Annotated in this window: 22 protein-coding genes and 1 tRNA gene; 12 read left to right on the forward strand and 11 right to left on the reverse strand. The window is 68.2% G+C overall.

Going from position 1 to position 21,549, the window contains the following annotated elements; genetic code table 11:
* Position 1: 1 nt before the first annotated feature.
* A complete protein-coding gene (locus tag NGR01S_RS06315) occupies positions 2-1,036 on the forward strand; it encodes an aspartate-semialdehyde dehydrogenase (protein WP_063035243.1) in 1,035 nt (344 codons plus the stop codon).
* Positions 1,037-1,059: 23 nt separating this feature from the next.
* Here NGR01S_RS06315 and NGR01S_RS06320 read toward each other — a convergent pair whose 3' ends face one another.
* Positions 1,060-2,418: a serine hydrolase domain-containing protein gene (locus NGR01S_RS06320; RefSeq protein WP_063035244.1), complete on the reverse strand. Its 1,359-nt coding sequence runs from the start codon at positions 2,416-2,418 to the stop codon at positions 1,060-1,062.
* A 431-nt stretch (positions 2,419-2,849) separates the two neighbouring features.
* Here NGR01S_RS06320 and NGR01S_RS31910 point away from each other — a divergent pair, with 431 nt between their 5' ends.
* On the forward strand, positions 2,850-3,185 hold the full coding sequence (locus NGR01S_RS31910; RefSeq protein WP_063035245.1) for a hypothetical protein: 336 nt from the start codon (positions 2,850-2,852) through the stop codon (positions 3,183-3,185).
* A gap of 572 nt (positions 3,186-3,757) precedes the next feature.
* On the opposite strand, the gene NGR01S_RS06330 is transcribed toward NGR01S_RS31910, so the two are convergent.
* Positions 3,758-5,026 (reverse strand): FAD-dependent monooxygenase, encoded by a 1,269-nt coding sequence (locus NGR01S_RS06330; RefSeq protein WP_063035246.1) that lies wholly within the window; start codon positions 5,024-5,026, stop codon positions 3,758-3,760.
* Positions 5,027-5,131: 105 nt separating this feature from the next.
* Here NGR01S_RS06330 and NGR01S_RS32790 point away from each other — a divergent pair, with 105 nt between their 5' ends.
* Positions 5,132-5,710 carry a TetR/AcrR family transcriptional regulator gene (locus tag NGR01S_RS32790; RefSeq protein ID WP_063035247.1) on the forward strand — a complete coding sequence of 193 codons (579 nt, stop codon included), beginning with the start codon at positions 5,132-5,134 and terminating at the stop codon, positions 5,708-5,710.
* A gap of 467 nt (positions 5,711-6,177) precedes the next feature.
* On the opposite strand, the gene NGR01S_RS06345 is transcribed toward NGR01S_RS32790, so the two are convergent.
* Together NGR01S_RS06345 and NGR01S_RS06350 are read right to left on the reverse strand one after the other, a co-directional pair.
* Positions 6,178-6,251 (reverse strand) — tRNA-Pro (locus NGR01S_RS06345).
* Positions 6,252-6,336: 85 nt separating this feature from the next.
* Positions 6,337-7,299 carry a metallophosphoesterase gene (locus tag NGR01S_RS06350; RefSeq protein WP_063035249.1) on the reverse strand — a complete coding sequence of 321 codons (963 nt, stop codon included), beginning with the start codon at positions 7,297-7,299 and terminating at the stop codon, positions 6,337-6,339.
* Between the two features lie 203 nt (positions 7,300-7,502).
* Between NGR01S_RS06350 and NGR01S_RS06355 the strand changes: the two genes are divergently transcribed.
* Positions 7,503-7,967: a GatB/YqeY domain-containing protein gene (locus tag NGR01S_RS06355; protein ID WP_063035250.1), complete on the forward strand. Its 465-nt coding sequence runs from the start codon at positions 7,503-7,505 to the stop codon at positions 7,965-7,967.
* A 21-nt stretch (positions 7,968-7,988) separates the two neighbouring features.
* Here the strand turns inward: NGR01S_RS06355 and NGR01S_RS06360 are convergent, their stop codons facing one another.
* The gene (locus tag NGR01S_RS06360) at positions 7,989-10,376 is read right to left on the reverse strand and encodes a penicillin-binding protein (RefSeq protein WP_063035251.1); all 2,388 of its coding nucleotides are present in this window, start codon (positions 10,374-10,376) and stop codon (positions 7,989-7,991) included.
* Between the two features lie 349 nt (positions 10,377-10,725).
* Here NGR01S_RS06360 and NGR01S_RS06365 point away from each other — a divergent pair, with 349 nt between their 5' ends.
* Positions 10,726-11,049, forward strand: a complete 324-nt coding sequence (locus NGR01S_RS06365) for a WhiB family transcriptional regulator (protein WP_030524217.1) — start codon at positions 10,726-10,728, stop codon at positions 11,047-11,049.
* A 97-nt stretch (positions 11,050-11,146) separates the two neighbouring features.
* Here the strand turns inward: NGR01S_RS06365 and bagB are convergent, their stop codons facing one another.
* Both bagB and bagA read right to left on the reverse strand, forming a co-directional pair.
* A complete protein-coding gene (gene bagB, locus NGR01S_RS06370) occupies positions 11,147-12,286 on the reverse strand; it encodes an ATPase BagB (protein ID WP_063035252.1) in 1,140 nt (379 codons plus the stop codon).
* Positions 12,283-13,302: an ATPase BagA gene (gene bagA, locus NGR01S_RS06375; RefSeq protein WP_063035253.1), complete on the reverse strand. Its 1,020-nt coding sequence runs from the start codon at positions 13,300-13,302 to the stop codon at positions 12,283-12,285. The genes bagB and bagA overlap by 4 nt, the downstream gene beginning before the upstream one ends.
* Positions 13,303-13,470: 168 nt before the next feature.
* Here bagA and sp36 point away from each other — a divergent pair, with 168 nt between their 5' ends.
* The 3 genes from sp36 to NGR01S_RS06385 all read left to right on the forward strand — a co-directional run bounded on the left by sp36 (position 13,471) and on the right by NGR01S_RS06385 (position 15,010).
* Positions 13,471-13,635 carry a Sp36 family protein gene (gene sp36 / locus NGR01S_RS30815; protein WP_085995322.1) on the forward strand — a complete coding sequence of 55 codons (165 nt, stop codon included), beginning with the start codon at positions 13,471-13,473 and terminating at the stop codon, positions 13,633-13,635.
* 32 nt (positions 13,636-13,667) lie between these two features.
* Positions 13,668-14,126, forward strand: a complete 459-nt coding sequence (locus NGR01S_RS06380; protein WP_157107150.1) for a RidA family protein — start codon at positions 13,668-13,670, stop codon at positions 14,124-14,126.
* 68 nt (positions 14,127-14,194) lie between these two features.
* On the forward strand, positions 14,195-15,010 hold the full coding sequence (locus NGR01S_RS06385) for an MBL fold metallo-hydrolase (RefSeq protein ID WP_373861398.1): 816 nt from the start codon (positions 14,195-14,197) through the stop codon (positions 15,008-15,010).
* 154 nt (positions 15,011-15,164) lie between these two features.
* Here NGR01S_RS06385 and NGR01S_RS06390 read toward each other — a convergent pair whose 3' ends face one another.
* Together NGR01S_RS06390 and NGR01S_RS06395 are read right to left on the reverse strand one after the other, a co-directional pair.
* The gene (locus NGR01S_RS06390; protein ID WP_063035255.1) at positions 15,165-15,839 is read right to left on the reverse strand and encodes a Crp/Fnr family transcriptional regulator; all 675 of its coding nucleotides are present in this window, start codon (positions 15,837-15,839) and stop codon (positions 15,165-15,167) included.
* A 179-nt stretch (positions 15,840-16,018) separates the two neighbouring features.
* The gene (locus NGR01S_RS06395; protein WP_081877169.1) at positions 16,019-16,258 is read right to left on the reverse strand and encodes a hypothetical protein; all 240 of its coding nucleotides are present in this window, start codon (positions 16,256-16,258) and stop codon (positions 16,019-16,021) included.
* Positions 16,259-16,427: 169 nt separating this feature from the next.
* Here NGR01S_RS06395 and nth point away from each other — a divergent pair, with 169 nt between their 5' ends.
* From nth to NGR01S_RS06415, 4 genes are all read left to right on the forward strand, one after another.
* Positions 16,428-17,198, forward strand: a complete 771-nt coding sequence (gene nth / locus NGR01S_RS06400) for an endonuclease III (protein ID WP_063035256.1) — start codon at positions 16,428-16,430, stop codon at positions 17,196-17,198.
* The gene (locus NGR01S_RS06405) at positions 17,195-17,848 is read left to right on the forward strand and encodes a TlpA family protein disulfide reductase (RefSeq protein WP_084480434.1); all 654 of its coding nucleotides are present in this window, start codon (positions 17,195-17,197) and stop codon (positions 17,846-17,848) included. The genes nth and NGR01S_RS06405 overlap by 4 nt, the downstream gene beginning before the upstream one ends.
* A gap of 64 nt (positions 17,849-17,912) precedes the next feature.
* Positions 17,913-18,617 (forward strand): NUDIX hydrolase, encoded by a 705-nt coding sequence (locus NGR01S_RS06410; RefSeq protein WP_063035258.1) that lies wholly within the window; start codon positions 17,913-17,915, stop codon positions 18,615-18,617.
* Entirely contained in the window at positions 18,614-19,807 is a 1,194-nt protein-coding gene (locus NGR01S_RS06415) for a MarP family serine protease (RefSeq protein ID WP_063035259.1), read from the forward strand. The genes NGR01S_RS06410 and NGR01S_RS06415 overlap by 4 nt, the downstream gene beginning before the upstream one ends.
* A gap of 208 nt (positions 19,808-20,015) precedes the next feature.
* On the opposite strand, the gene NGR01S_RS06420 is transcribed toward NGR01S_RS06415, so the two are convergent.
* Complete coding sequence (locus tag NGR01S_RS06420) at positions 20,016-20,984, reverse strand: alpha/beta fold hydrolase (RefSeq protein WP_245664461.1); 969 nt, start codon at positions 20,982-20,984, stop codon at positions 20,016-20,018.
* A 49-nt stretch (positions 20,985-21,033) separates the two neighbouring features.
* Positions 21,034-21,534, reverse strand: coding sequence for a phage holin family protein (locus NGR01S_RS06425; protein ID WP_063035261.1), 501 nt, complete (start codon positions 21,532-21,534; stop codon positions 21,034-21,036).
* Positions 21,535-21,549 lie beyond the last annotated feature (15 nt).

Here is a 21,549-nt window from a genome sequence, read left to right on the forward strand (position 1 = left end):
TATGGGTGTACGGGTAGGTGTGGTCGGCGCGACCGGTCAGGTCGGCGCCGTGATGCGCAAACTGCTCGAGGAACGAGATTTCCCCGCCGACGAGGTGCGCTTCTTCGCCTCGGCGCGTTCGGCCGGTAAGAAGTTGCCGTGGCGCGGCGGTGAGATCGTGGTGGAGGACACCGAGACCGCCGACCCGTCGGGCCTGGATATCGCGCTGTTCTCCGCCGGCGCCACCATGTCGCGGGTACAGGCGCCGCGGTTCGCCGCCGCGGGAGTCACCGTGATCGACAACTCCTCGGCCTGGCGTAAGGATCCCGACGTTCCGCTGGTGGTCAGCGAGGTGAACCCGGAGCAGACCCGCAATCTGGTCAAGGGCATCATCGCCAATCCCAACTGCACCACCATGGCCGCGATGCCGGTGCTCAAACCGCTGCACGACGCGGCCGGTTTGCAGCGCCTCATCGTGTCCAGCTACCAGGCGGTATCGGGTAGCGGTCTGGCCGGTGTCGAGGAGCTCGCCTCGCAAACCCGCGCGGTCATCGATGACGCGGAGAAGCTGACCCACGACGGTGGCGCGGCGGATTTCCCGGCCCCGAACAAGTACGTGGCGCCGATCGCGTTCAATGTGCTGGCGCTGGCGGGTTCGCTGGTGGACGACGGTTCCGGGGAGACCGACGAGGACCAGAAACTGCGCAACGAGAGCCGCAAGATCCTGGACCTGCCGGAGCTGCTGGTGAGCGGGACCTGTGTCCGGGTGCCGGTGTTCACCGGGCACTCGCTGTCGGTGAACGCCGAATTCGCCGATCCACTGTCGGTGGAACGAGCCCAGGAAATTCTGGCCAAGGCACCCGGGGTGGAGCTGGTCGACGTCCCGACGCCGCTGGCCGCCGCAGGTAGGGACGAATCGCTGGTCGGCCGTATCCGCCAGGATCCGGGCGTCCTGGACGGGCGTGGGCTGGCGCTGTTCATCTCCGGCGACAATCTGCGCAAGGGCGCGGCGCTGAACACCATCCAGATCGCCGAGGTCCTGCTCGCCGATCGCTGACGGGCGTGGGTACGCCGCCCGGTTCAGTGGGTTCCCGGGGTGCGCGGATCGTTTCCGAGGCACGCCAGGAGGACACAGCCGGGCGGCGCGTCGCTGAACGGCGCCGCGAGCGGTTCGCCGAGGCAGGCGAACACATCGCAGCCCGGGTAGGCGGAATTACCGACCCCGAAGACCGCGAGCAGGATATCAGTATCGATATAGGAGTTCGGGTCGGTGCGCAGCGGCGGCTCCACGTACGGGCCGGGGTCGGAGACCGGGGGTCGATGGAAGGCGGCCATGAGCCGCCGGAAGAACTCGTGCGGAAGTTCGCCGGTGTGCGCGATGACGCCGGCCGGACCGTAGGCGCTGAAATTCCCGAACACCCCGGTCCACACCACCACCAGGTCCAGGCTCGGAACGACGAAGACGTTCTGCAGGCCCACTCCGGCCATCGCATAGGTGTCCGGCGGCAGGAACGCCGCGTTCTCCGCGCAACCGGGACCGGTCCAGAACAGATATCCGTAGCAGGGGTTGGCCGGCGAGGGGGCGGTCGCGCGGGACAGATACGCGGCGGGCACGATGCGGCGGCCGTTCCAGTTGCCGTTGCCCGCGACCAGCAGGCCGAGTTTGGCCAGATCGTTCGGCGAGATCAGTAGATGCGCGTACCCGTAGGTGTGGCCGGACCGGTCTCGCGCCCAGTACCAGTCGCCGCGTTCGATGCCGAGCGGTTCGAACAGTTCCCGCTGCGCGAAGTCCTGTAGCGGTTCACCGACCGCCAGTTCCAGCACATACGACAGCAGGTCGACGGTGCGCTGGCTGTAGGTGAAGACGGTGCCCGGTTCGTGGTCCAGCGGGACGCCCAGCGCCTGGACCGCGCTGTTGGGGTCGAGCGGTACCGCTCCGGTGAGCCCCTCGGTGACCACGCCGGTGCGCATACCCGAGGTCTCGGTGAGCAGATCCTCGACCGTGATCGCCCGGCGCCGCGCATCACCGAGTCCCGGCGGCAGGTACCGGTCGATGGGTGCCTCGATATCGATTTGGCCGTCGTCGGACGCGATCCCGGTGAGCAGCGAGACCACGCTCTTGGTGACGCTCCACACGTTCCACGGTGTCGTACCGGTGCGCGCGTTGTCCGGACCCTCGCCGACCAGGCAGTTGTGCCGGAAGACCTGGATATTGAGGCGGTTGCGGCCTGCGGCGAAGGCCAGGGCGTCGGTCAGCCGGGCCGCGTCCAGCCCTACCTGTTCCGGTGCGGCCCGGGCCGGTCCCCGGCCGGAGGACACCTGGCACCGGGCGGTCGTGTCATCGGTTTCCGGTATCGCCTGTGCCTGCGCCGCGAAGAGCTGTCCCGCTATCAGTGTTACCGCCGTGACCCCCGCCAGGAGCCCACCGAAACGCGTCATGCGGATCACCCTAATCAGGGGGTCGGCCGCAGGGCCGGTTATCTCGCGGCCCACACAGCACGACGCCCCTGCCCGATCAAACGATCGGTTCAGGGGCGAGTTACCGGCGCGATTATCGCGGTGCCGGCGGGTTGTCGGCGCGGGGCCCGATCAGAGCAGACCGAACCAATAGACCGCACAGGCCAGGGCCCATAACACCAACGTGTTCATCCACACTCCCACTTGTTGTCGTAGCGGATATCTCCATGATGCCCGAGATACACCGATCCCGGAGCAGGTCCCCGGGCTGTGCCCCGACCTTGTCTGCACTGTGACGAATCGTGGTCGCAGCGTTATAAGTTCACGTTAAGTGCCTGCCAAGCGCGGGGCCGCATTGTTGGTGTCGAGGCCGGGACAACCGGTAACGAGGACACCGCGAAGAGGAACCCGCAATGATCAGCAAGCTGAACGTCACGCCCGCTCCCGGTGGCGCCACCGCCGCGGTGGTGGCGGCTGCCGAGCCCGCCGCGGCGACCGAAGGTGAGCCGGGCACCGCTCCGGCCGGCCGGAGCGGTGTGGCGACGAGGTCGCCGTCGATACCGGTGCCTCCGGCGACCGCGTCGCGGCGCGTGGTCGGCGTGGACGACACCGGTGGATCCGGTACCGCACCGCGATCGTCGGTGCCGCGCGAGCCGGTCTGCCCCGCGCCGACGAGCCGGAGAGCGTCCGGGCGGGCGGCGACGAACCGGGCGAGATGGGCGCCGGCCTGTCGGCGACCGGCCGCCTGAGCCGGGTATCGCACCGAACTCGGCGTAGCCGGCTGCCACGGTGGCCGGGCACGCCGCGGTGGGGGGTACGGACCGGTACCTGGGGAGAACCGGAAACGACCGGCGGGGGATGGGGCGGACCCAGGGGAGGGATCCGCCGGGAGGGGTGAGGTGGTTTCGGGCCCGGGGAGGAATCGGAACCCCTCGACGGTAGGGGTCGTGGGAACCGGTGGGAGCCGGGAACTGCGGGTGGCCGGGTCGGTCTGTCCCGAGGGGTGGCAGACGACCATCGGCCGGCGGCAACGTCCGTCCGGGCCGGTCTCGCGGGGTGACCGGCCCGGACGGCCATCGAGCGATGGTTCGGCTCTTCCGGATGCTCGGCAGCGGAATCGGACAGGCGACGAGTGTGGTCGATCCGGTCCGCTGCCAGCGGAAGGTAACCGTTCGAGGGAATCGGCGATGGTGGTCGAGGTGTCGAAAGTGGAGACCACAGTAGGTGGGTCTTCCGGCCGGCCGCTCCGGGTTCTTCGTACCGCGGCTAACGGTGTAGCCGCGCGGGCCCGGGCGCCGGCGACGATCCTGCTCTCCACCGGTTACAGCGGCAGTGTTCCCTGTTCCGCGGTGGGGAGATCGGTGGAGTAGTCGGGCAGCGTGTAGTCGTCGGTGCCGGACAGCATGCGGGTCATCAGTGGCTGCATGACCCGGGAGGTGGTGAACCGCACCAGGGCCAGTGAGGCCCGGATACCAGCCCGGGTGCGCGGGGTCATGGCCTTCACCCCACCTGGCGGGAGCTGCTGCGCGGATTCCACGAATGGGCGCAGGACCTCGCCGTACCGGGCCAGTGCGGCGGCGGGCCGGTCCGGGGTGCGCACGATCTCGCCGACCAGTATGTAGGCGCCGACCAGCGCCATGGCCGTGCCCTGCCCGCTCAGTGGTGACCCGCAGTATCCGGCATCCCCGACCAATGCGATCCGGTCTGTCGTCCAGCGCGTCATGGTGATCCGCGCGAGTTCGTCGAAGTAGAAGTCCTCGGCCCGGTCCATCGCGGCGTCGACGTCGGCGATCAGCGGGCCGCCGGCGGCGAGCCCTTCGCGCAGCAACCGCTTCTGGGCCGCGGTATCGCGCCGCAGTGCCGGGTCGGCGGGGCGCCGGATGGTGATCATCGCCTTGGTGGTCGCCGGGTCGGCGTCCGGCCGGAACCCGAGGAAGGTGCCGCCGGGCAGCAGTTGCACGGTCATCCAGTGCGGGCGGATCCCCGCCGGGGTCGGCATGGTGAAGTACGAGGTGTATCCGCCGAGATAGGTGCTGAACTGCTCTTCGGGCCCGAAGGCCAGCCGCCGCGTGGTGGAGTGCAGGCCGTCGGCGCCGACCACCAGGTCGAATTCCTCCGTGGCTCCGGAACCGAATTCCACCGAGACGCCGTGCGCGTGCTCGCGCAGTGCGTGTATCGACTCGCCGTACCGGTAGTCGATACCGCATGTCTCGGGGCGCGCGTTCTCCTCGGCGATGGCATCCAGCAGCACCTGGTTGAGATCGCCGCGGGTGATCTCGATTTCGGCCACCGCTCCGTTGCCTTCGAAGAGTTCGGCCGGCATCCGGGCTGCTTCGCGACCCGCGGCGTCCACGTACACCATGCCTCGTTCGTCGAGCTGGTGCCTGCGGATGCCCGGCACGAGGCCCATCCGCTCTGCCACGGTCCGGCTGGGTCCGCGCAGGTCGACGGCCTGGCCGCCCGGCCGCGGCGCGGCCGCGCGTTCGATCACCGTGGGCCGGATTCCGGCGCGCAGCAGTTGCAGGGCGACCGCGTTACCGGCGATACCGCCACCGGAGATGAGTACGCGCGGGGTGGTCTGTGTGGTCATCGTGTCCTCGCTCAGAGAGTTACTCGTATGTCTTAGACATATGTCTAACACAGCTGTAGCACAAACGTCTAGAACAAATGTCTAATACGCGGTTAGAGTGGAGGCATGGGAAACAAGGAGGATCTCCTCGCGGCCGCGCGTACCTGCATCTACGAACGCGGGTTCGCCGCCACCACGGCCCGCGATATCGCCAGCACCGCGGGAGTCAGCCTGGCCGCCATCGGCTACCACTTCGGCTCGAAGGACCGTCTGCTCACCGAGGCGTTCACCGACGAGACGGGTCGGGTGATCGGTGACGACCTCGAACGGCGGATCAGAGCGACCGCCGGCCGATCCGCGGGCGCGGCGTTCCCGGAGGTCTGGGACGGTATCGCCGAGCTGTTCGACCGCAATCGGGACGTGCTGGTGGCGAGTATGGAGAATGTGGTCCGCATCTACCGGACCCCCAGCGAACAGCCGCGGATGGGGGAGATGTACGAGGTCGCGGTCTCCGAGATCGCGAATCTGGTCGCCGAGTCCTACCCCGGCCTCGACGGTTCCCGGGCGCGTGCCGTCGCCGAGCTGTACTTCGTCATCCTCAACGGCTTGGTGATGCAGTGGATGAGCAGTCCGGGTGCGGAAATGCCGAGCGGGGCCCGGTTAGGAGAGGCGATCAGTGCCCTGACCTCGGACGAACGTTCGTAGTAGGGCTTGGGACCGCCGGGCTTCCGGTCTTTTCCGGCGGTCACGCCGCGCACGGGCGTCGATGACCTCGGCCGGATGAGGCCCGCGGGCGGAATTCCGCAGCATTCATACGCTGCGAGCATCCGGTGCGGAATGGGGCCGCGCATTCCCGCGTTGGTTTGGTTCGATAGCTATCGAACCGAAAGGTGGGCAAACTATGCGGGTCATCGGTTTCGACGAGCCCGGGGGCCCGAGGTCTTACGCGCGTTCGACCCCCCCCGAACCGGCCGTCGGCCCCGGGCAGCTGCGAATCCGGGTACGCGCCGCGGCCGTGGGTGCGCGGATGTATCGTCCTCGAGTTCTGACGACGGATATTCGATTCCGGCGGTTCGGTTCGTACCAACCCGGCAGCGTGTAGCCCGGTCCGGAATACGAAAAAGGCCCCTGACCGATGGTCAGGGGCCTAGTCGTGTCTCGACCAACACGAGTCGGGGTGGCGGGATTTGAACCCACGACCTCTTCGTCCCGAACGAAGCGCGCTACCAAGCTGCGCCACACCCCGTGAAGTGGACCTGCGATAGCTTACATCAGGTCCGGTCCGGAAAAGAAACCGACTGTTCAGGGCCTATTTCCGGTAGTGGCCCGGGCTACCGGGCGACGGCCTGCGAGGTCGACACTCCGTGGCCGGAATCGGCGGCGGGCTGCTTGGGCGGAGCGGCGACGAGGGTGAGCAACGTGGCCTCGGGCCGGCAGCAGAAGCGGTACGGCGCCCAGGGGGAGGTACCGATTCCGGCGGAGACGTGCAGGCGGGTATGCGCACCCCATTTGGACGGGCCCTTGACCCGCGACCGGTCGATATCGCAATTGGTGACGAGGGCCCCGTAGCCGGGCAGGCAGAGCTGGCCGCCATGGGTGTGCCCGGCCAGGATCAGGTCGTAGCCGTCGTCGGCGAAGCGGTCCAGGACCCGGGGCTCCGGGGAATGCGTCAGGCCGATGCGGAGATCGGCGAGCGGATTCGGGGCACCGGCGATGGTGTCGTAGCGGTCGCGCTGTAGGTGCGGGTCGTCGACGCCCGCGCTGGCGATGCGGATACCGCCCACCTCGATATCGCGGCGCGTGTGCGTCAGGTCCAGCCAGCCGCGCTCGGTGAATGCCGCGCGCAGATCCTTCCAGGGCAGCGGAGCACCGTGCACACGTTTGTGGTTCTTGTCGAAATACTTCAGCGGGTTCTTGGGGACCGGCGCGAAGTAATCGTTGCTGCCGAACACGAACAGGCCCGGCCGTGACAGCAGACCACCCAGCGACTGGACCACCGCGGGCACGGCCTTCTGATGCGACAGGTTGTCGCCGGTGTTGATCACCAGGTCGGGTTCGAGCCGGTCGAGTTCGCGCAACCACTGCTGTTTGAGCTTCTGCCCGGGCGTCATGTGCAGATCGCTGATGTGCAATACCCGCAGCGGAGCCGAGCCCGGTCGCAGCACCGGCATCGTGGCTTCGCGCAGAACAAAGGCATTGCGTTCGATCAATGAGGCATAGCCGACTCCGGCCGCCGCGGCTCCGGCGGCGCCGAATGCGGTTCGGCGAAGGACCGACGTCGAGATCACGGGCATTTGCCCAGCATAGGTGACCAGGTCGCCGGGCGCGCAGCGTGTTGAGCCACAGTTTCGGTGGTGTGGCGGGCGGGTTACCTGCCGCGGCAACCGGGGACAGGCCTGTGGCCTCGGGAAATATCCGATCACAGCCGAAGCGAACACGCCCGGTTCAGCGGGTAATCGGGTGGGCGTGGCGGGGTGCAGCGGCTACCGTTCTGCCCATGTCGGAACTGAAATCGAGGCTGCGCGCCGATATGACCGCCGCGATGAAGGCGAAGGATTCGCTGCGACTGAACACCCTGCGGATGCTGTTGGCCGCTGTGCAGACGGCCGAGGTCGCCGGGAAGGAAGCCCGCGAACTGTCCGACGCCGAGGTGGTGGCGGTGCTCACCAAGGAGTCGAAGAAACGCAACGAATCCGCCGAGATCTACACCCAGGCGGGCCGCGGGGAACTGGCGGCCAACGAACACGCCGAGGCCCGGATCATCGACGAGTACCTGCCCACCCAGCTGACCGACGCCGAGGTCGCCGATCTGGCCGATACCGCGATCGCCCAGGTCGCCGAGGAAATCGGCGAACGCCCCGGGATGCGGCAGATGGGCCAGGTCATGAAGGTGGCCAACGGGCTGGCCGCCGGCAAGGCCGACGGCTCCCGGATCTCGGCGGCGGTGAAGGCGCGGCTGTAGGCCGCGCCCGCACCGCCGGTGTCAGCGGGGGATGGGCACTGGAATGGGGATGGGCGGCAGGAACGGCGGCAGCGGCAATCCGGGGGCGTTCGGGGTGGTCGCGGCCGGCCGGCCCGGCGGCGGTGGTTCGCGGACGGTGCCGTCGCTGAGGTAGATCGTCACCTGCGATCCGGGAATGGCCGACCCGTTCGGTGTCGACCCGGTGACCGTGCCCTTGGGCGCCGAACCTGGTGAAGTCACCGAGGTGACCTTGAAGCCGGCGCCGGTGAGCGCTCCGGTCGCCTCGCCGGCAGTCATTCCAACCACATCGGGTACCTGCGCGTTCTCCGCGCCACGCACGTATTTCTCGTCGACCGGCGGTAGGGCCGGTGGTGGGAAATTGCCCACCACCGGCTTGACGGCGCCGAACCAGGTGCGGGCGGGTTCGTTGCCACCGAACAGGCCGTTGGCGTCGCTGGCCGGGCAATTGCGCAGCGGGAAGGAGCAGATCTCGCCGGGGGTCGGGCTGTCGCCGTAGACGTACACCGAGCCCGCGAGCGAGTTCGTGAAGCCCAAGAAGGCAGAGGACCGGTGGCTTTCGGTGGTACCGGTCTTGGCCGAAACGGGCAGATTCCAGCCGGTGTTCCCGGCGGCCGCCGACGCGGTGCCGCCGCCGGCGGAGTCCTTGCCCATGGCGTTGGCGAGGGTGTTCGCCAGACCCGGCTCGACCACCTGTTCACACGCCTGCTCGGTGAGCGGAACGGGTTTGCCGTAGCGGTCGATCACTTCCGCGATCGGCGAGGGCGGGCACCAGGTTCCGCCGGAGGCCAGGGTGGCGGCGACATTGGACAGTTCCAGCGGGTTCACCGCCAGCGGGCCCAGGGTGAACGAGCCGAGATTCTGGCCCTTGATCATATCGGCCAGGCTCTGATTGTCGTCGTGGCCGGAGGTACCGGGCTCGGTGTAGGAGCGCAGGCCGAGCCGGACGGCCATATCGACGGTCGGGGTGACGCCGACGGCCTGGATGAGTTTCACGAAAGCCGTGTTCGGGGAGGTGGCCAGTGCTTCGGTCACCGACATGGGCGACCGGTAGTTGCCCGCGTTCTCGACGCAGTACGTCTCGGGTGGACATCCGGGAGCGCCGCCGTTGCCCATACCGCGGGCATCGAATCGGGACGGCACATCGAGCTGGGCGTTGGTGCCCATACCCTTCTCCATCGCCGCGGCGGTGGTGAAGAGTTTGAACACCGAACCCGCGCCGTCGCCGACCATCGAGTACGGCTGGCCGAGCAGGGTTTCGTGCGCGTCCCGGTTCAGGCCGTAGGTGCGGCTGCTCGCCATCGCCAGCAGCGGGTGTTTGTCCTTACCCGGCCCGATCAGCGACATGAGCGAGGCGATGTTCTCCAGATGGGGGTCGGCGTTCGCATTGACCGAGCGCTTCACCGAATCCTGGACGGCGGGGTCCAGGGTGGTGCGGATCAGGTAGCCGCCCTTTTCGATCTGTTCCTTGCTGAGCCCGGCCTCGGCCAGGTACTGCAGGGCGTAGTCGCAGAAGAACCCTCGGTCGCCGGCCGCGATACAACCCCGCGGCAGACCCTTCGGTTCGGGCAGCACACCCAGCGGCTGCGACTTCGCGGCGTGGAACTCCGCGGCCCGGCTCGGGATGTTCTGCATCAGGGTGTCCAGCACCGTGTTGCGGCGCGCGGTGACCCCTTCGGGATTGGTGTAGGGGTTCAGCTTGGAGCTGGACTGCACCATGCCGGCCAGCATCGCCGACTGGGCGATGTTCAGATCCTTGGCGTCGATACCGAAGTAGGTCTGGGCGGCGTCCTGGATGCCGTAGGAGGAATTACCGAACGGGACCAGGTTCAGGTAGCGGGTGAGGACTTCGTCCTTGGTGAGCTCCTTGTCCAGGGTCAGCGCCATGCGGATCTCGCGGATCTTGCGCGCGGGTGTGGTCTCGATGGCGGCCCGGCGTTCGGCGTCGGTCTTGGCGACGACGAGCAGGTTGAAGTTCTTCACATACTGCTGGTCGATGGTCGAGGCGCCCTGCTGGACCTCGCCGCTGCTGGTGTTGGTGAGGAAGGCGCGGATGGTGCCCTGCCAGTCGACGCCGTGGTGGTCGGCGAAGCGCTTGTCCTCGATGGAGACGATGGCCAGCTTCATATCGTTGGAAATCTGGTCGCTGGGCACTTCGAACCGGCGCTGCTCGTAGAGCCAGGCGATGGGATTGCCGGCCGTGTCCACCATGGTGGACACGGCGGGGACGGTTCCCTCGACCAGTTCCGCGGACACGTTGTCGACGGCGTCGGCGGCGCGATTCGAGACGAATCCGAAACCTCCGGCGACCGGGAACAACAATCCGGCTACGAGCACGGAGGCGAGTACACAACTGCCCGCCAGCTTGAGGAGCGCACGTGTGATCGGCACAGCACCAGCGTAGAGGGTCACTGTTCTGGGTTCGTGAAGTGTGGACTCCGGGTGTTGTTCTCGCTGATCAGTGTGTTGAGCGGGGAGTATCGCGCATGGGGTTTGACGTGCGTTTACGGTCTGGAGGGCGAGTGACGGCCGCCGGGTCGCAGGCACGGACGTACCAAAAAGTCATCACTCGGTCTTGCGCAATCGGCATACCTTTACCTAGATTGAGAGCTCAGTGTGATAGAGCTAACACTCAATGTGGAATGTGGTGCACTTCGCGGCGGGGCTCGGGTTGCTGCGTAGTGGACGCGATTCCGGAGCGCCGTGACCCGGTGTTCGGACTGGCAAAGGGGCACACCAAATGCACATGACAACCCCCGTCGCTCGATTGGACGTAGAGCAGGCCGAAGCAAGGATCGCCTGGGTGGCCCAGGCCCGATGCAAGGAAGTGGATCCCGATCAACTATTCGTCCGCGGCGCGGCCCAGCGCAAGGCGGCGACGATCTGCCGGCACTGCCCGGTCCTGATGGAGTGCGGAGCGGACGCTCTGGACAACAGGGTCGAGTTCGGGGTGTGGGGTGGTATGACCGAGCGACAGCGGCGAGCGCTGCTCAAGCAGCATCCCGAGGTGACCTCGTGGTCGGACTTCTTCCACGCGCAGCGCCAGCATCAGGTGGCTATGTAAATCAAATCCCTATTGGACTACCGACCGCCGGGCACTCGAGATTTCGAGTGCCCGGCGGTTTGCCCGGTCGGGGCGAGCGGAGCCGAGCCCGGGCTGCTCAGCGGTCCCCGGCGGTCTGCGTTCCGGCCAATTGCGCCCCGACCGCCCGCAGCGCGGCCAGATCGGTCACATCGAACGGCAGCGCGGTCACCGAGACGATCGGGACCCGGGGATGCGCGCCCGTGAACCGGTGCAGCAGATGCTGTTCACGCCGTGCGGTCGCGACCCGCTGCGCGTGGACGCGCAGCACCCCTGCCGATAGCGGATCCGAATCATCGAGGCGGTCGGCGGCCGTGAGGGCGTGATCCGAGGGCAGCGAGCACAGCACCGGATGGGTCCGATTGAGTACCAGCCCGGCCAGCGGCATCTGCTCGGTGGACAGCCGGTCCACGAAGAACGACGCTTCGCGCAGTGCGTCGGGTTCCGGCGCGGCGACCACCAGGAAATGGGTACCGGGCTTGGCCAGCATGGCGAATGTGCGGTTGGCTCGCTCCTGGAAGCCGCCGAACAGCGATTCCAGCGATTGCAGAAAATTCGAGGCGTCCTTGAGCATCTGGCCGCCCACGATGGTCGACACCCCGCGTACGGCCAAGGCCATGGCGCCCGTGACGAACCGCCCGACGCCCCGGCCGGGAGCCATGATGACCCGGATCATCCGGCCCTCCAAGAAGGTGCCGAGCCGTTTGGGGGCGTCGAGGAAGTCCAGGGCGTTGCGCGAGGGCGGGGTGTCCACGACGACCAGATCCCATTCGCGGCGCCCCGCGAGCTGGCCGAGCTTCTCCATCGCCATGTATTCCTGGGTGCCGCCAAACGAGGAGGCCACCGCTTGATAGAAGGGGTTGGCGAAGATCTGCTCGGCCTTCTCGGCGGTGGTGTGCTCCAGCACCATCTCGTCGAAGGTGCGCCGCATGTTCAGCATCATGGCGTGCAACTCGCCCTTGGCCTCCGGCCCCAGCTCGACCCGCTGCGGACTGTTGTCCAGGTCCCCGACGCCCAGCGACTGGGCCAGTCGGCGAGCCGGGTCGATGGTGAGGACGACGACCTTGCGTCCCTGCTCGGCCGCCCGCAATGCGATCGCCGCCGCCGTGGTGGTCTTACCGACGCCGCCGGAACCGCAGCACACCACGACGCGAGCCGCCGGGTCGGCGAGGATGGTCGAGATGTCGAGGGGGGCCGGACCGGCCGGTCGAGTGCTCATCGGACTCCCTGCTCGCTCAGATGGGCGGCCAGTTCGTAGAGGCCGCCCAGGTCCATACCGTTGGGGAGGGCGGGCAGCAGCAGCCGGGCGACCTCCAGATCGAGGAGTTCGGCCGCACTGGTGTCCTGGGCGCCGAGGGTGGCCGAATGTTCCACTGTCTCGGTGAGCAGCCCCGCGAAGTCGGCGGCGGACAGCGTGATCCCGGCGGATTCCAGGCCGGCGCGGATGGCGTCGGTATCGAGTTCACCCGCGGCCGCGGCCGCCCGCGTCTGTGCGCTGAGCGGGCTGTGTGCGGCGCGATTGACGATCACGCCGCCGATACGCAGATCTTTTCCGCGCAGTTCGGCGATGGCGTCCAGCGTCTCCTGGACGGGCAGCGCTTCGAGCAGTGTCACCAGATGGATCACCGTCTGGTCCGAATGCAGCAGTTTGGACACTCCGTCGGCCTGGGCGGCGATCGGGCCGCCCTTGGCGAGTTCGGCCATGGCCTGGGTGACGTCGAGGAAACCGGCGATCCGGCCGGTCGGCGGTGCGTCGACGACCACCTCGTCGTAGACGGGCCGCCCGGTCCTGTCGGACCGGACCACGCATTCCTTGATCTTGCCGGTCAGGATGACATCGCGCAGGCCCGGCGCGATGGTGGTGACGAAATCTATGGCGCCCATCCGGCGCATCGCCCGGCCGGCGAAGCCGAGGTTGTAGAACATATCGAGGTATTCCAGGAACGAGTGCTCGATATCGAGTGCCAGGGCCACCACTTCGCCGCCGCCGTCGGCGGTGGCGATCTTCGTTTCGGTCGGGGGCAGCGGCGGCAGATCGAACAACTGGGCGATCGACTGACGGTTCTCCACCTCGACCAGCAGCACCCGCCGCCCCCCGGCGGCCAACGCCAGGGCCAGAGACGCGGACACCGTGGATTTACCGGTGCCACCCTTACCGGATACGTAGTGCAGGCGGGCGTTCGTCGCGCTGTCGGGCCACCCCGTCTTCAGGCCCGGTTCGGCCGATTCCGACATCGTCGTTGGTTCTGCCACGGTCGCGAGCCTATAACTCGGACTGGACGTATGCCCGCATACTGCGGTAAGTGCGGATGTGGTGTACCAGACACCGGGGCCGGCCCTCTATCACCGCACCCGCGGTCGCGCCGTGGGCCTCGCGGACGGCACCCAGTAGGCTCCGTGCGCATGAGCGATGTGACCCAGTGGGAATACGCGACCGTACCGCTGCTGACGCATGCGACCAAACAGATCCTGGATCAGTGGGGCGCCGACGGGTGGGAGCTGGTGACCGTGCTGCCCGGGCCGACCGGTGAGCAGCATGTCGCCTACCTCAAGCGCCCGAAGCAGTAAGCGCCGTGGCGGAATCCGAAACGAACCGGCCCGTGACCGAATGGCGGGCCAATCTCGACCGGCTGGGCTTGACGGTGCCGCCCGTGGTGGCTCCGGTGGCCGCGTACGTGCCCGCGCTCCGCACCGGCAACCACGTCTACACCTCCGGACAGCTGCCGTTCGTGGCGGGTGAACTGTCGGCGGTCGGGAAGGTCGGGGCCGAGGTCTCGCTCGACGAGGCGGTGACCGCCGCCCGCTGGTGCGCGGTGAACGCGCTGGCCGCCGTCCACGACCTGGTCGGTCTCGACGAGGTCGTGCGGATCGTGAAGGTGGTCGGGTTCGTCGCCTCGGCACCGGGATTCACCGATCAGCCGTTGGTGATCAACGGCGCCTCGGAGTTCCTCGGTGAGGTGTTCGGGCCCGCGGGCGCGCACGCGCGCTCGGCGGTCGGCGTCTTCGAACTGCCGAAGAACACCCCGGTGGAGGTCGAACTCATCGCTGAGGTGCGCTGAGCAGGGCGGACGCTCCCGGTTGGGCAGACCCGCCGCGTTGCCCATAGATTCGAACGGGCGACTTTCGAATTGGAGGTGTTGTGGTGACACTCACCCATCCGGCCTATGGGCAACTGCGCGTGGTGACGCCGTCGGCGTCGGTACTGCTCGCGAACAATCCGGGACCGATGACTCTGGACGGCACGAACACCTGGATCCTGCGATCACCCGATCGCGCGGACTGTGTGGTGGTGGACCCGGGCCCCGACGATCCGGCGCATATCGCGGCGATCGCCGAGGTGACCGGTGGTGCGGTGGCGCTCACGCTGATCACCCATCGGCACCCCGACCACACCGGCGGAATCGACGAGTTGGTGCGGCTGACCGGGACACCGGTGCGGGCCATGGATCCGGAGTTCCTGCGTGGCGATGTGGCGGCGCTCACCGACGGTGAAGTGGTCGAGGCCGCAGGGGTGCGGATCACAGTGCTGCACACTCCCGGGCACACCGCCGATTCGGTGAGCTTCCTGCTGGAGGACGCGGTCCTGAGCGGGGACACCATTCTCGGCCGCGGCACCACGGTGCTCGACCGCGACGGCACGCTGCGGGACTACCTGGGGTCGATGGACCGGTTGCTCGAAGCCGGGGTCGGACGGGCCCTGCTGCCCGCGCACGGTCCGGATCATCCGGATGTGGAACCGGTAGCGCGGTATTACATCGCGCATCGGCACGAGCGGCTCGCGCAGGTCCGTACGGCCCTGGCAGAACTCGGGGCCGACGCGGACGCCATGGATGTGGTGCGCACGGTGTACTCCGACGTCGACGAGAGCCTGTGGCCGGCCGCGCGCAGCTCGGTGGAATCGCAGCTCACGTATCTGCGGTCGGAGCGGGACACGCAGAACTGAGTCGAGCGAATTCGGCGACGGGCGGCGCTCCGAGAGGCAGATAACCCTCGGAGCGCCGCCCGTTCTACGCAGCAGCGCCGCAGATACCGAGCGCGCCGGCGGGTGATCCGCCCTCCGCAATCGGGCGGACTTCCGAGCCGTTCGTGCGGAGGTGTCAGCGAGCCCGGCGGGCCAACCGCTCCGAATCGGAGATCAGCACACTCTTGCCCTCGAGGCGCAGCCAGCCGCGGTGCGCGAAATCGGCGAGCGCCTTGTTGACCGTCTCGCGGGAGGCGCCGACGAGCTGGGCGATCTCCTCCTGGGTCAGGTCGTGGGTCACCCGCAGCGCGCCGGCCTCCTGGGTGCCGAACCGCTGCGCGAGCTGCAGCAGCGCCTTGGCGACCCGGCCGGGCACGTCGGTGAAGATCAGGTCCGCGAGGTTGTTGTTGGTCCGGCGCAACCGGCGGGCGAGCACCCGCAGCAGCTGTTCGGCGATCTCGGGGCGCTGATCGATCCACGCCTTGAGCGCCTCCCGGTCCATGGTCACGGCGCGGACCTCGGTCACCGTGGTGGCGGTGGAGGTACGTGGGCCGGGATCGAAGATGGACAGCTCACCGAACATATCCGACGGACCCATGATGGTCAGCAGATTCTCCCGGCCGTCCGGGGAGCGGCGGCCCAGCTTCACCTTGCCGGACGTGATGATGTACAGCCGATCACCCGGTTCGCCCTCGTTGAAGATGACGTGGCCGCGAGGGAAATCCACGGGCTGCAGCTGTTTGGCGAGCGCAGCCACCGCGGTGGGCTCAACGCCTTGGAAGATGCCTGCTCTGGCGAGGGCCTCGTCCACGAATGTGCTCCTTAGGGAAATGGCTGTAGTCGTCGGGCGGACCGATGCGGTTCGGCCGACAGTGCAGTCTACGCGGCCTTATCGACGCGCAGTGACAGACACCACGTAAGGAAGGTTAACCGTGGGCGAGTCGGGGCGGTCCGGCCGCCCGCACGATCGGCCCGCACGGGCGTTGTCGATCAGCTCGCACGGGCGATGTCGACGGTCTCGCGCGCCTCCTCGCTGCGATTACGGCGGCGGCGCATACGCGCGACCGCCGCCGGTAGTCCGAGCTTTGTCAGCTCGTTGACCTCGGCGTTGCTGGCCTTGTCCAGGTAGGCCTGGACTTCCTCGTCGGGCTCGAGAAGTTTGCGCAGACGGTTCTCCACCCGTTCCATGCCGAGTGCGAACAGCATCAACACCACTGGGAAGAGCACCACAGCGAGTCCTTGCATGCCGGGTAGTTAACACTGTCGAGGTCTCAGATGGAATACGGGAGTAGAACTGAGAAGACAACGTTGTCGGACGGTTCCGTATGGTGGACGGGTGCGTACCTCCCCCTCAGAAACCGTCGGAAGCGACATTTCCGGCACTGTCGAGGCGGCTGTCGTGCGCCCGGCCGCCGGCGGGGCGCGCACCCGTAAATCCAGTACTCGACCGGCGGAAACGCGTTTGGGTCTGGTGCGTCGCGCCCGCCGGATGAACCGGCTTCTGGCGCGCGCATTTCCCGACGCTCATTGCGAGTTGGATTTCGGTACTCCGCTGGAACTCGCGGTGGCCACGATCCTGTCCGCGCAATGCACGGATGTGCGAGTGAATATGACCACTCCGGCTCTGTTCGCCGCCTATCCCGACGCCCGGGCCTATGCCGAGGCCAACCGTGCGGAGCTGGAAGAACTCATCCGTCCCACCGGTTTCTATCGCAACAAGGCGAATTCACTCATCGGCCTCGGACAGGCACTACTCGAACACTACGACGGTGAATTACCTCACACGATGGCGGAACTGGTCCGTTTACCGGGCATCGGCCGAAAAACCGCCAATGTGATTCTCGGTAACGCATTCGGAATTCCGGGTATCACCGTCGATACCCACTTCGGCCGGTTGGTGCGTCGATGGGGGTGGACCACCGAGGAGGACCCGGTAAAAGTCGAACACGCGATCGGTGCGCTGATCGAGCGCAAGGACTGGACGATGCTGTCGCACCGGGTGATCTTCCACGGGCGCCGGGTCTGTCATGCCCGGAAGCCGGCGTGCGGGGTCTGTCTGCTGGCCAAGGACTGCCCCTCGTTCGGGGCCGGACCGACCGATCCGGAAGCGGCGGCCAAACTCGTGAAGGGACCCGAGGCGCCGCATCTGCTCGAACTGGTGGGCCGTTGAGTCGCGTACCGGTTTTCTGGAAATGGGCATTGACGGCGGTAATCGTGGCATTGGCGGCCGCGATCGCTTTCTGGCCGCGCGGTGGTTCGGAAAACGCCGGACCCGCCCCGCAGCACACCCGGACGATCGATCCCGCGTTGCGAGCGGCGTCGGGGGCCGCCCAATGCCCCACCGCCTCGGCACCGGCGGAGCCACCTGGTCCGCTGACGGATCTGGTGCTGAGCTGTCTGGCCGACGCCGCACCGGCGTACCCGGGCCGCTTCACCGGCCGGCCCGTGGTGCTCAACCTTTGGGCGTACTGGTGCCAGCCGTGCCGCACCGAACTACCGCTCTTCCAGGAATACGCCGACCGCGCGGGCTCCGCGGTGCAGGTCATCACGGTGCACAGTGACCCGGACGAGGCCAAAGCGCTGGCGCTGCTCGCCGCGCTCAATGACGATCTGCGGGCGCAGGGGCGCGCCGAACTGCACCTGCCGGGCCTGCAGGATCCCGATGCCCGGGTCCGCGCCGCCGCGCAGGCGCCGACAGCCCTGCCGATCACCGTTCTGGTCCGCCCGGACGGTTCGATCGCGGACTATGTCGCCCGTCCGTTCCGCGATGCGGACGATATCGCCGCCAGTGTGGCCGCCGCACTAGGAGTCACCGCGTGATGCGTTACCTCCGCCTTCGCTTCAGCCTCCGCGGATCGTATGTAACCCCCTCGAGGGAGGCCCTGTGAGCGAAGATCGAGTACCGCCCTGGCTGAGTGGGGCGGCGGGGCCGGGCCGGCCCGATTTCTCCGACACCCTGGGCCGGACGCGGAGCCTGCGGCGCGTGGTGGCGGGCAAGGTCCGCGAGGCCGCGGTGCTGGTGCTCTTCGCGGGTGATCCGGCCGGCGACCCGGCCGCGCCCGGCGGCCTGCCCGCCGACGCCGAGATCCTGCTCACCCAGCGCGCGTCCACCATGCGGCAGCACCGCGGGCAGGTGGCGTTTCCCGGCGGCGCCGTGGACCCCGGCGACGACGGTCCGGTCGACACCGCGTTACGGGAGGCATGGGAGGAAACCGGCCTGGACCCCGCCGGCGTGCAGCCGGTCACCACACTCCCGAAACTGTTCGTCCCGCCGTCGCGCTTCGATGTGACCCCGGTCGTCTCCTATTGGCGGACGCCGAGTGAGGTGCGGGTGGTGGACCGGGCCGAAACCGATCGCGTGGTGCGGGTTCCGATGGCGGAACTCCTCGATCCGGCCAACCGGTTCCTGGTGCGCAGCGCGCTCGGGTACCGGAGTCCGGCCTTCCAGGTGGACGGAATGTTGGTCTGGGGGCTCACCGGCGGCATACTGGCCGGACTCATGACTTCACTGGGCTGGGAATCGGAATGGGACCGAACCGACGTGCGTGATCTGGAAGAGGCCTTGGCCGCGGTGGGGATGGTGTTGTGAGCTCCTCGGCGTGGCTCGATATAGCGGTTGTCATATTGGCGCTCCTGGCCGCCTCCTCCGGGTGGCGGCAGGGCGCGGTGGCGTCCGCACTGGCTTTTCTCGGGGTGGTGCTCGGCGCGGTTGCCGGAATCCTGATCGCCCCGCACATTCTCGTGCACATCGATGAGGGCCGCAGCCGGGTACTGGCCGGGGTCCTGCTCATCGTGCTGCTGGTGATCGTCGGTGAAGTAGCGGGCATGGTGCTGGGCCGGGCGGCGCGCAGCGGGATGACCCATCCGTTCGCGCGCGGTGTCGACAGTGTGGTGGGCGCGGTGCTGCAGACCGGCGCCGTGCTGGTGACGGCCTGGCTGCTGGCGCTTCCACTGGCGACCTCGTCGCAGCCCGCCATCGCCTCGGCCATCAACAGTTCCCGCGTACTCGCCGACGTCAACCGGGTCGCCCCGGACTGGTTGCGCCAATTGCCCAACGAGTTCTCCAAACTGCTCAACACCTCGGGCCTGCCGGATGTGATCGGCCCGTTCGGGCGTGCGCCCATCGCCGCGGTGGAACCGCCGGATCCCAGCGTGCTGGCCAGTCCGGTCGCCGGCTCCCTGCAGCAGAGCGTGCTGCGTATCCGCGGTGTGGCACCGAGCTGCCAGCGGGCGCTGGAAGGTTCCGGTTTCGTGGTGGCGCCGGAGCGGGTGCTGACCAACGCGCACGTGGTGGCCGGAACCACCAGCGTGACGGTGGATTCCGCGGCCGGGCCGCTGGATGCCACGGTGGTCGAGTTCGATCCGTCCATGGATATCGCGGTGCTGTCGGTGCCCGGGTTGGTGGCGCCGGTCATTCCGCAGGCGCCGGAGCCGGCCGTATCGGGTGAGAGCGCGATCGTGCTCGGCTACCCCGGAGGTGGCCGGTACACGGCGAGCGCGGCCCGGGTGCGCGAGACGCTGGACCTGACCGGTCCCACCATCTACCGGGACGGCACGGTGGAGCGTGAGGTGTACACCGTGCGCGGGTCGGTGCGGGCCGGGAATTCGGGTGGACCACTGGTCGATACCGAGGGCAAGGTGCTGGGTGTGGTGTTCGGTGCCGCCGTCACCGACGACGACACCGGGTACGTGCTCACCCTCGACGAGGTCCGGGAGCGTATCGATATGGCGCCCTCGGCCGGTTCGCCGGTGGATACCGGTCCCTGCGTACTGAGCTGATGGCCGGCGGCGGCCCGGCCGGGTGCCCTGCCGCAGCCCGAGTTCCGGTCGCCCGGCTGCGCCGGATTGCGACGGTCCTGCCCGACTGGCGCTCATCCGGAGTACCTCCGACCACGCTCCCGCCATATGCGGGTCCCCGACGGGCGCCTGCCGCGCTCACGTTCTGCCATGCGTCCGGTCGTGGGTATGCACTGCCGGGCCGCGCGTTTCAGGCAGGGCGGCCCGGTTTTCGCCGGTCCGGCCCGGCGAGCAGTTTCGCGATCTCCGCGGTGACCGCGTCCGGGTTCTCCAGATGCGCGAAATGCGCGGCGTCCCGAATGGTGACCACCCGGCGGTGCGGCGACAGTGCCGGGCCGCGATGCACGGTGGCGGGCAGGATGTAGCGGTCGGACTCGCCGCGCATGGAAACCACCGGGATATCGATCGGCCGGCGCATCACCGCCATGAACCGGCGACCGTCGGCCCGCCACTGGCTGCGGAAGGCCCAGCGCCGGTATTCCAGCCCGCAGTGGGCGACTCCGGGAATCCGGATGGCCGAACGCATCCGGTTCGCGCTGTCGGCGAATTCCGCGGTCCGGGCCCAGGACCGCGCGCCGCGGTCGGCCAGGATCCGCACGGCTCCGGCACCGTCGTCGCGGGTGAGCCGGTGCTCGGGGTAGCGGGGGAGCTGGTCGCGCAGGAAGTCCGGCAACCACGCTCGCCGCTGGCTGCTGTCCCGCAGCACCGAACTCTTCAGGGCCGCCGGATGCGGCGAGGACACCACCGCGATCGACCGGACCAGCCGCGGGTGCAGGACCGCGGTCGCCCAGCAGACCAGGCCACCGTCGGCATGTCCGACCAGGGTCGCGCCGGTGTGCCCGAGTGCGCGGATCAGCCCGGCGATATCCCCGGCCAGCGTCCAGCCGTCGTAGCCGCGCGGCGGTTTGTCGCTGTCGCCGTAGCCGCGCAGATCGACCGCGACCACATGGTTGCCGAGTTCGGCCAGCGCGGTGAGCTGGTGGCGCCACGACCACCAGAAGTCCGCGAACCCGTGCAGCAGGACGACCAGCGGCGCATCCGGATGCTCCGGCCCGGCACTCGCGATATGCAGCCGTATCCCATTGGCGTGCACATCGCGGTGCGTCCAGGGGCCGCCGAAGCGCACGCTGGACGGGTCCGGTGGAAAGTTCGACGCCACGTCGTCCGAGCGTAGTGAACGCCGGGACATCACCGTGTGGCGGTCCTGCCTACCGCTGCGCGGTCTTCTCCAGCGCGCCGGGCTCGTCGTGGCTGCCGAACCCGGAGGGCAGGACCGTACGGGTCTGCTTGAGCGAATCGATCGTCTTCTCCGGTGCGCGCAGCTTCTTCACCTTGCGGTAGCCGAGGAACGCCAGCAGCGAGGTCACCAGGATCATGAGCGCGAAGACGATCCAGAACGCGGCCCACCGGGTGAGCCAGATATCCAGGGTCTCGGCCACGGCGAAGAAGAAGAAGAAACTGCTGAACAGCAGTACGGTCAGCGCGCCGATGAAGTAGACGCTGCCCTGCACGCCCTTCTTGATCTCACCGGTGACCTCGGCCTTGGCCAGGGCCACCTCGGCGCGGACCAGGGTCGAGACCTGCTCGGAGGCGTCGCGGACCAGACTGCCGAAACTGGCCGATGCGTGCGGGTCGATCTCGGACAGCGGAATCGAGGTGACCGTGCCGCCTCGTACACCGTCTCCGTTACCGCCCTGTGTGACACTCACGTGGTCGACCCTCTC

The sequence above is a fragment of the Nocardia grenadensis NBRC 108939 genome (assembly GCF_001613445.1).
Lineage (GTDB): Bacteria > Actinomycetota > Actinomycetes > Mycobacteriales > Mycobacteriaceae > Nocardia > Nocardia grenadensis.

Excerpts from the sequence above, each read along its gene's own strand:
- NGR01S_RS06315 (WP_063035243.1), top strand. The coding sequence starts at position 2 with ATGGGTGTACGGGTAGGTGTGGTCGGCGCGACCGGTCAGGTCGGCGCC.
- NGR01S_RS06320 (WP_063035244.1), bottom strand. The coding sequence starts at position 2,418 with ATGACGCGTTTCGGTGGGCTCCTGGCGGGGGTCACGGCGGTAACACTG.
- NGR01S_RS31910 (WP_063035245.1), top strand. The coding sequence starts at position 2,850 with ATGATCAGCAAGCTGAACGTCACGCCCGCTCCCGGTGGCGCCACCGCC.
- NGR01S_RS06330 (WP_063035246.1), bottom strand. The coding sequence starts at position 5,026 with ATGACCACACAGACCACCCCGCGCGTACTCATCTCCGGTGGCGGTATC.
- NGR01S_RS32790 (WP_063035247.1), top strand. The coding sequence starts at position 5,132 with ATGGGAAACAAGGAGGATCTCCTCGCGGCCGCGCGTACCTGCATCTAC.
- NGR01S_RS06350 (WP_063035249.1), bottom strand. The coding sequence starts at position 7,299 with ATGCCCGTGATCTCGACGTCGGTCCTTCGCCGAACCGCATTCGGCGCC.
- NGR01S_RS06355 (WP_063035250.1), top strand. The coding sequence starts at position 7,503 with ATGTCGGAACTGAAATCGAGGCTGCGCGCCGATATGACCGCCGCGATG.
- NGR01S_RS06365 (WP_030524217.1), top strand. The coding sequence starts at position 10,726 with ATGCACATGACAACCCCCGTCGCTCGATTGGACGTAGAGCAGGCCGAA.
- bagB (WP_063035252.1), bottom strand. The coding sequence starts at position 12,286 with ATGAGCACTCGACCGGCCGGTCCGGCCCCCCTCGACATCTCGACCATC.
- bagA (WP_063035253.1), bottom strand. The coding sequence starts at position 13,302 with ATGTCGGAATCGGCCGAACCGGGCCTGAAGACGGGGTGGCCCGACAGC.
- sp36 (WP_085995322.1), top strand. The coding sequence starts at position 13,471 with ATGAGCGATGTGACCCAGTGGGAATACGCGACCGTACCGCTGCTGACG.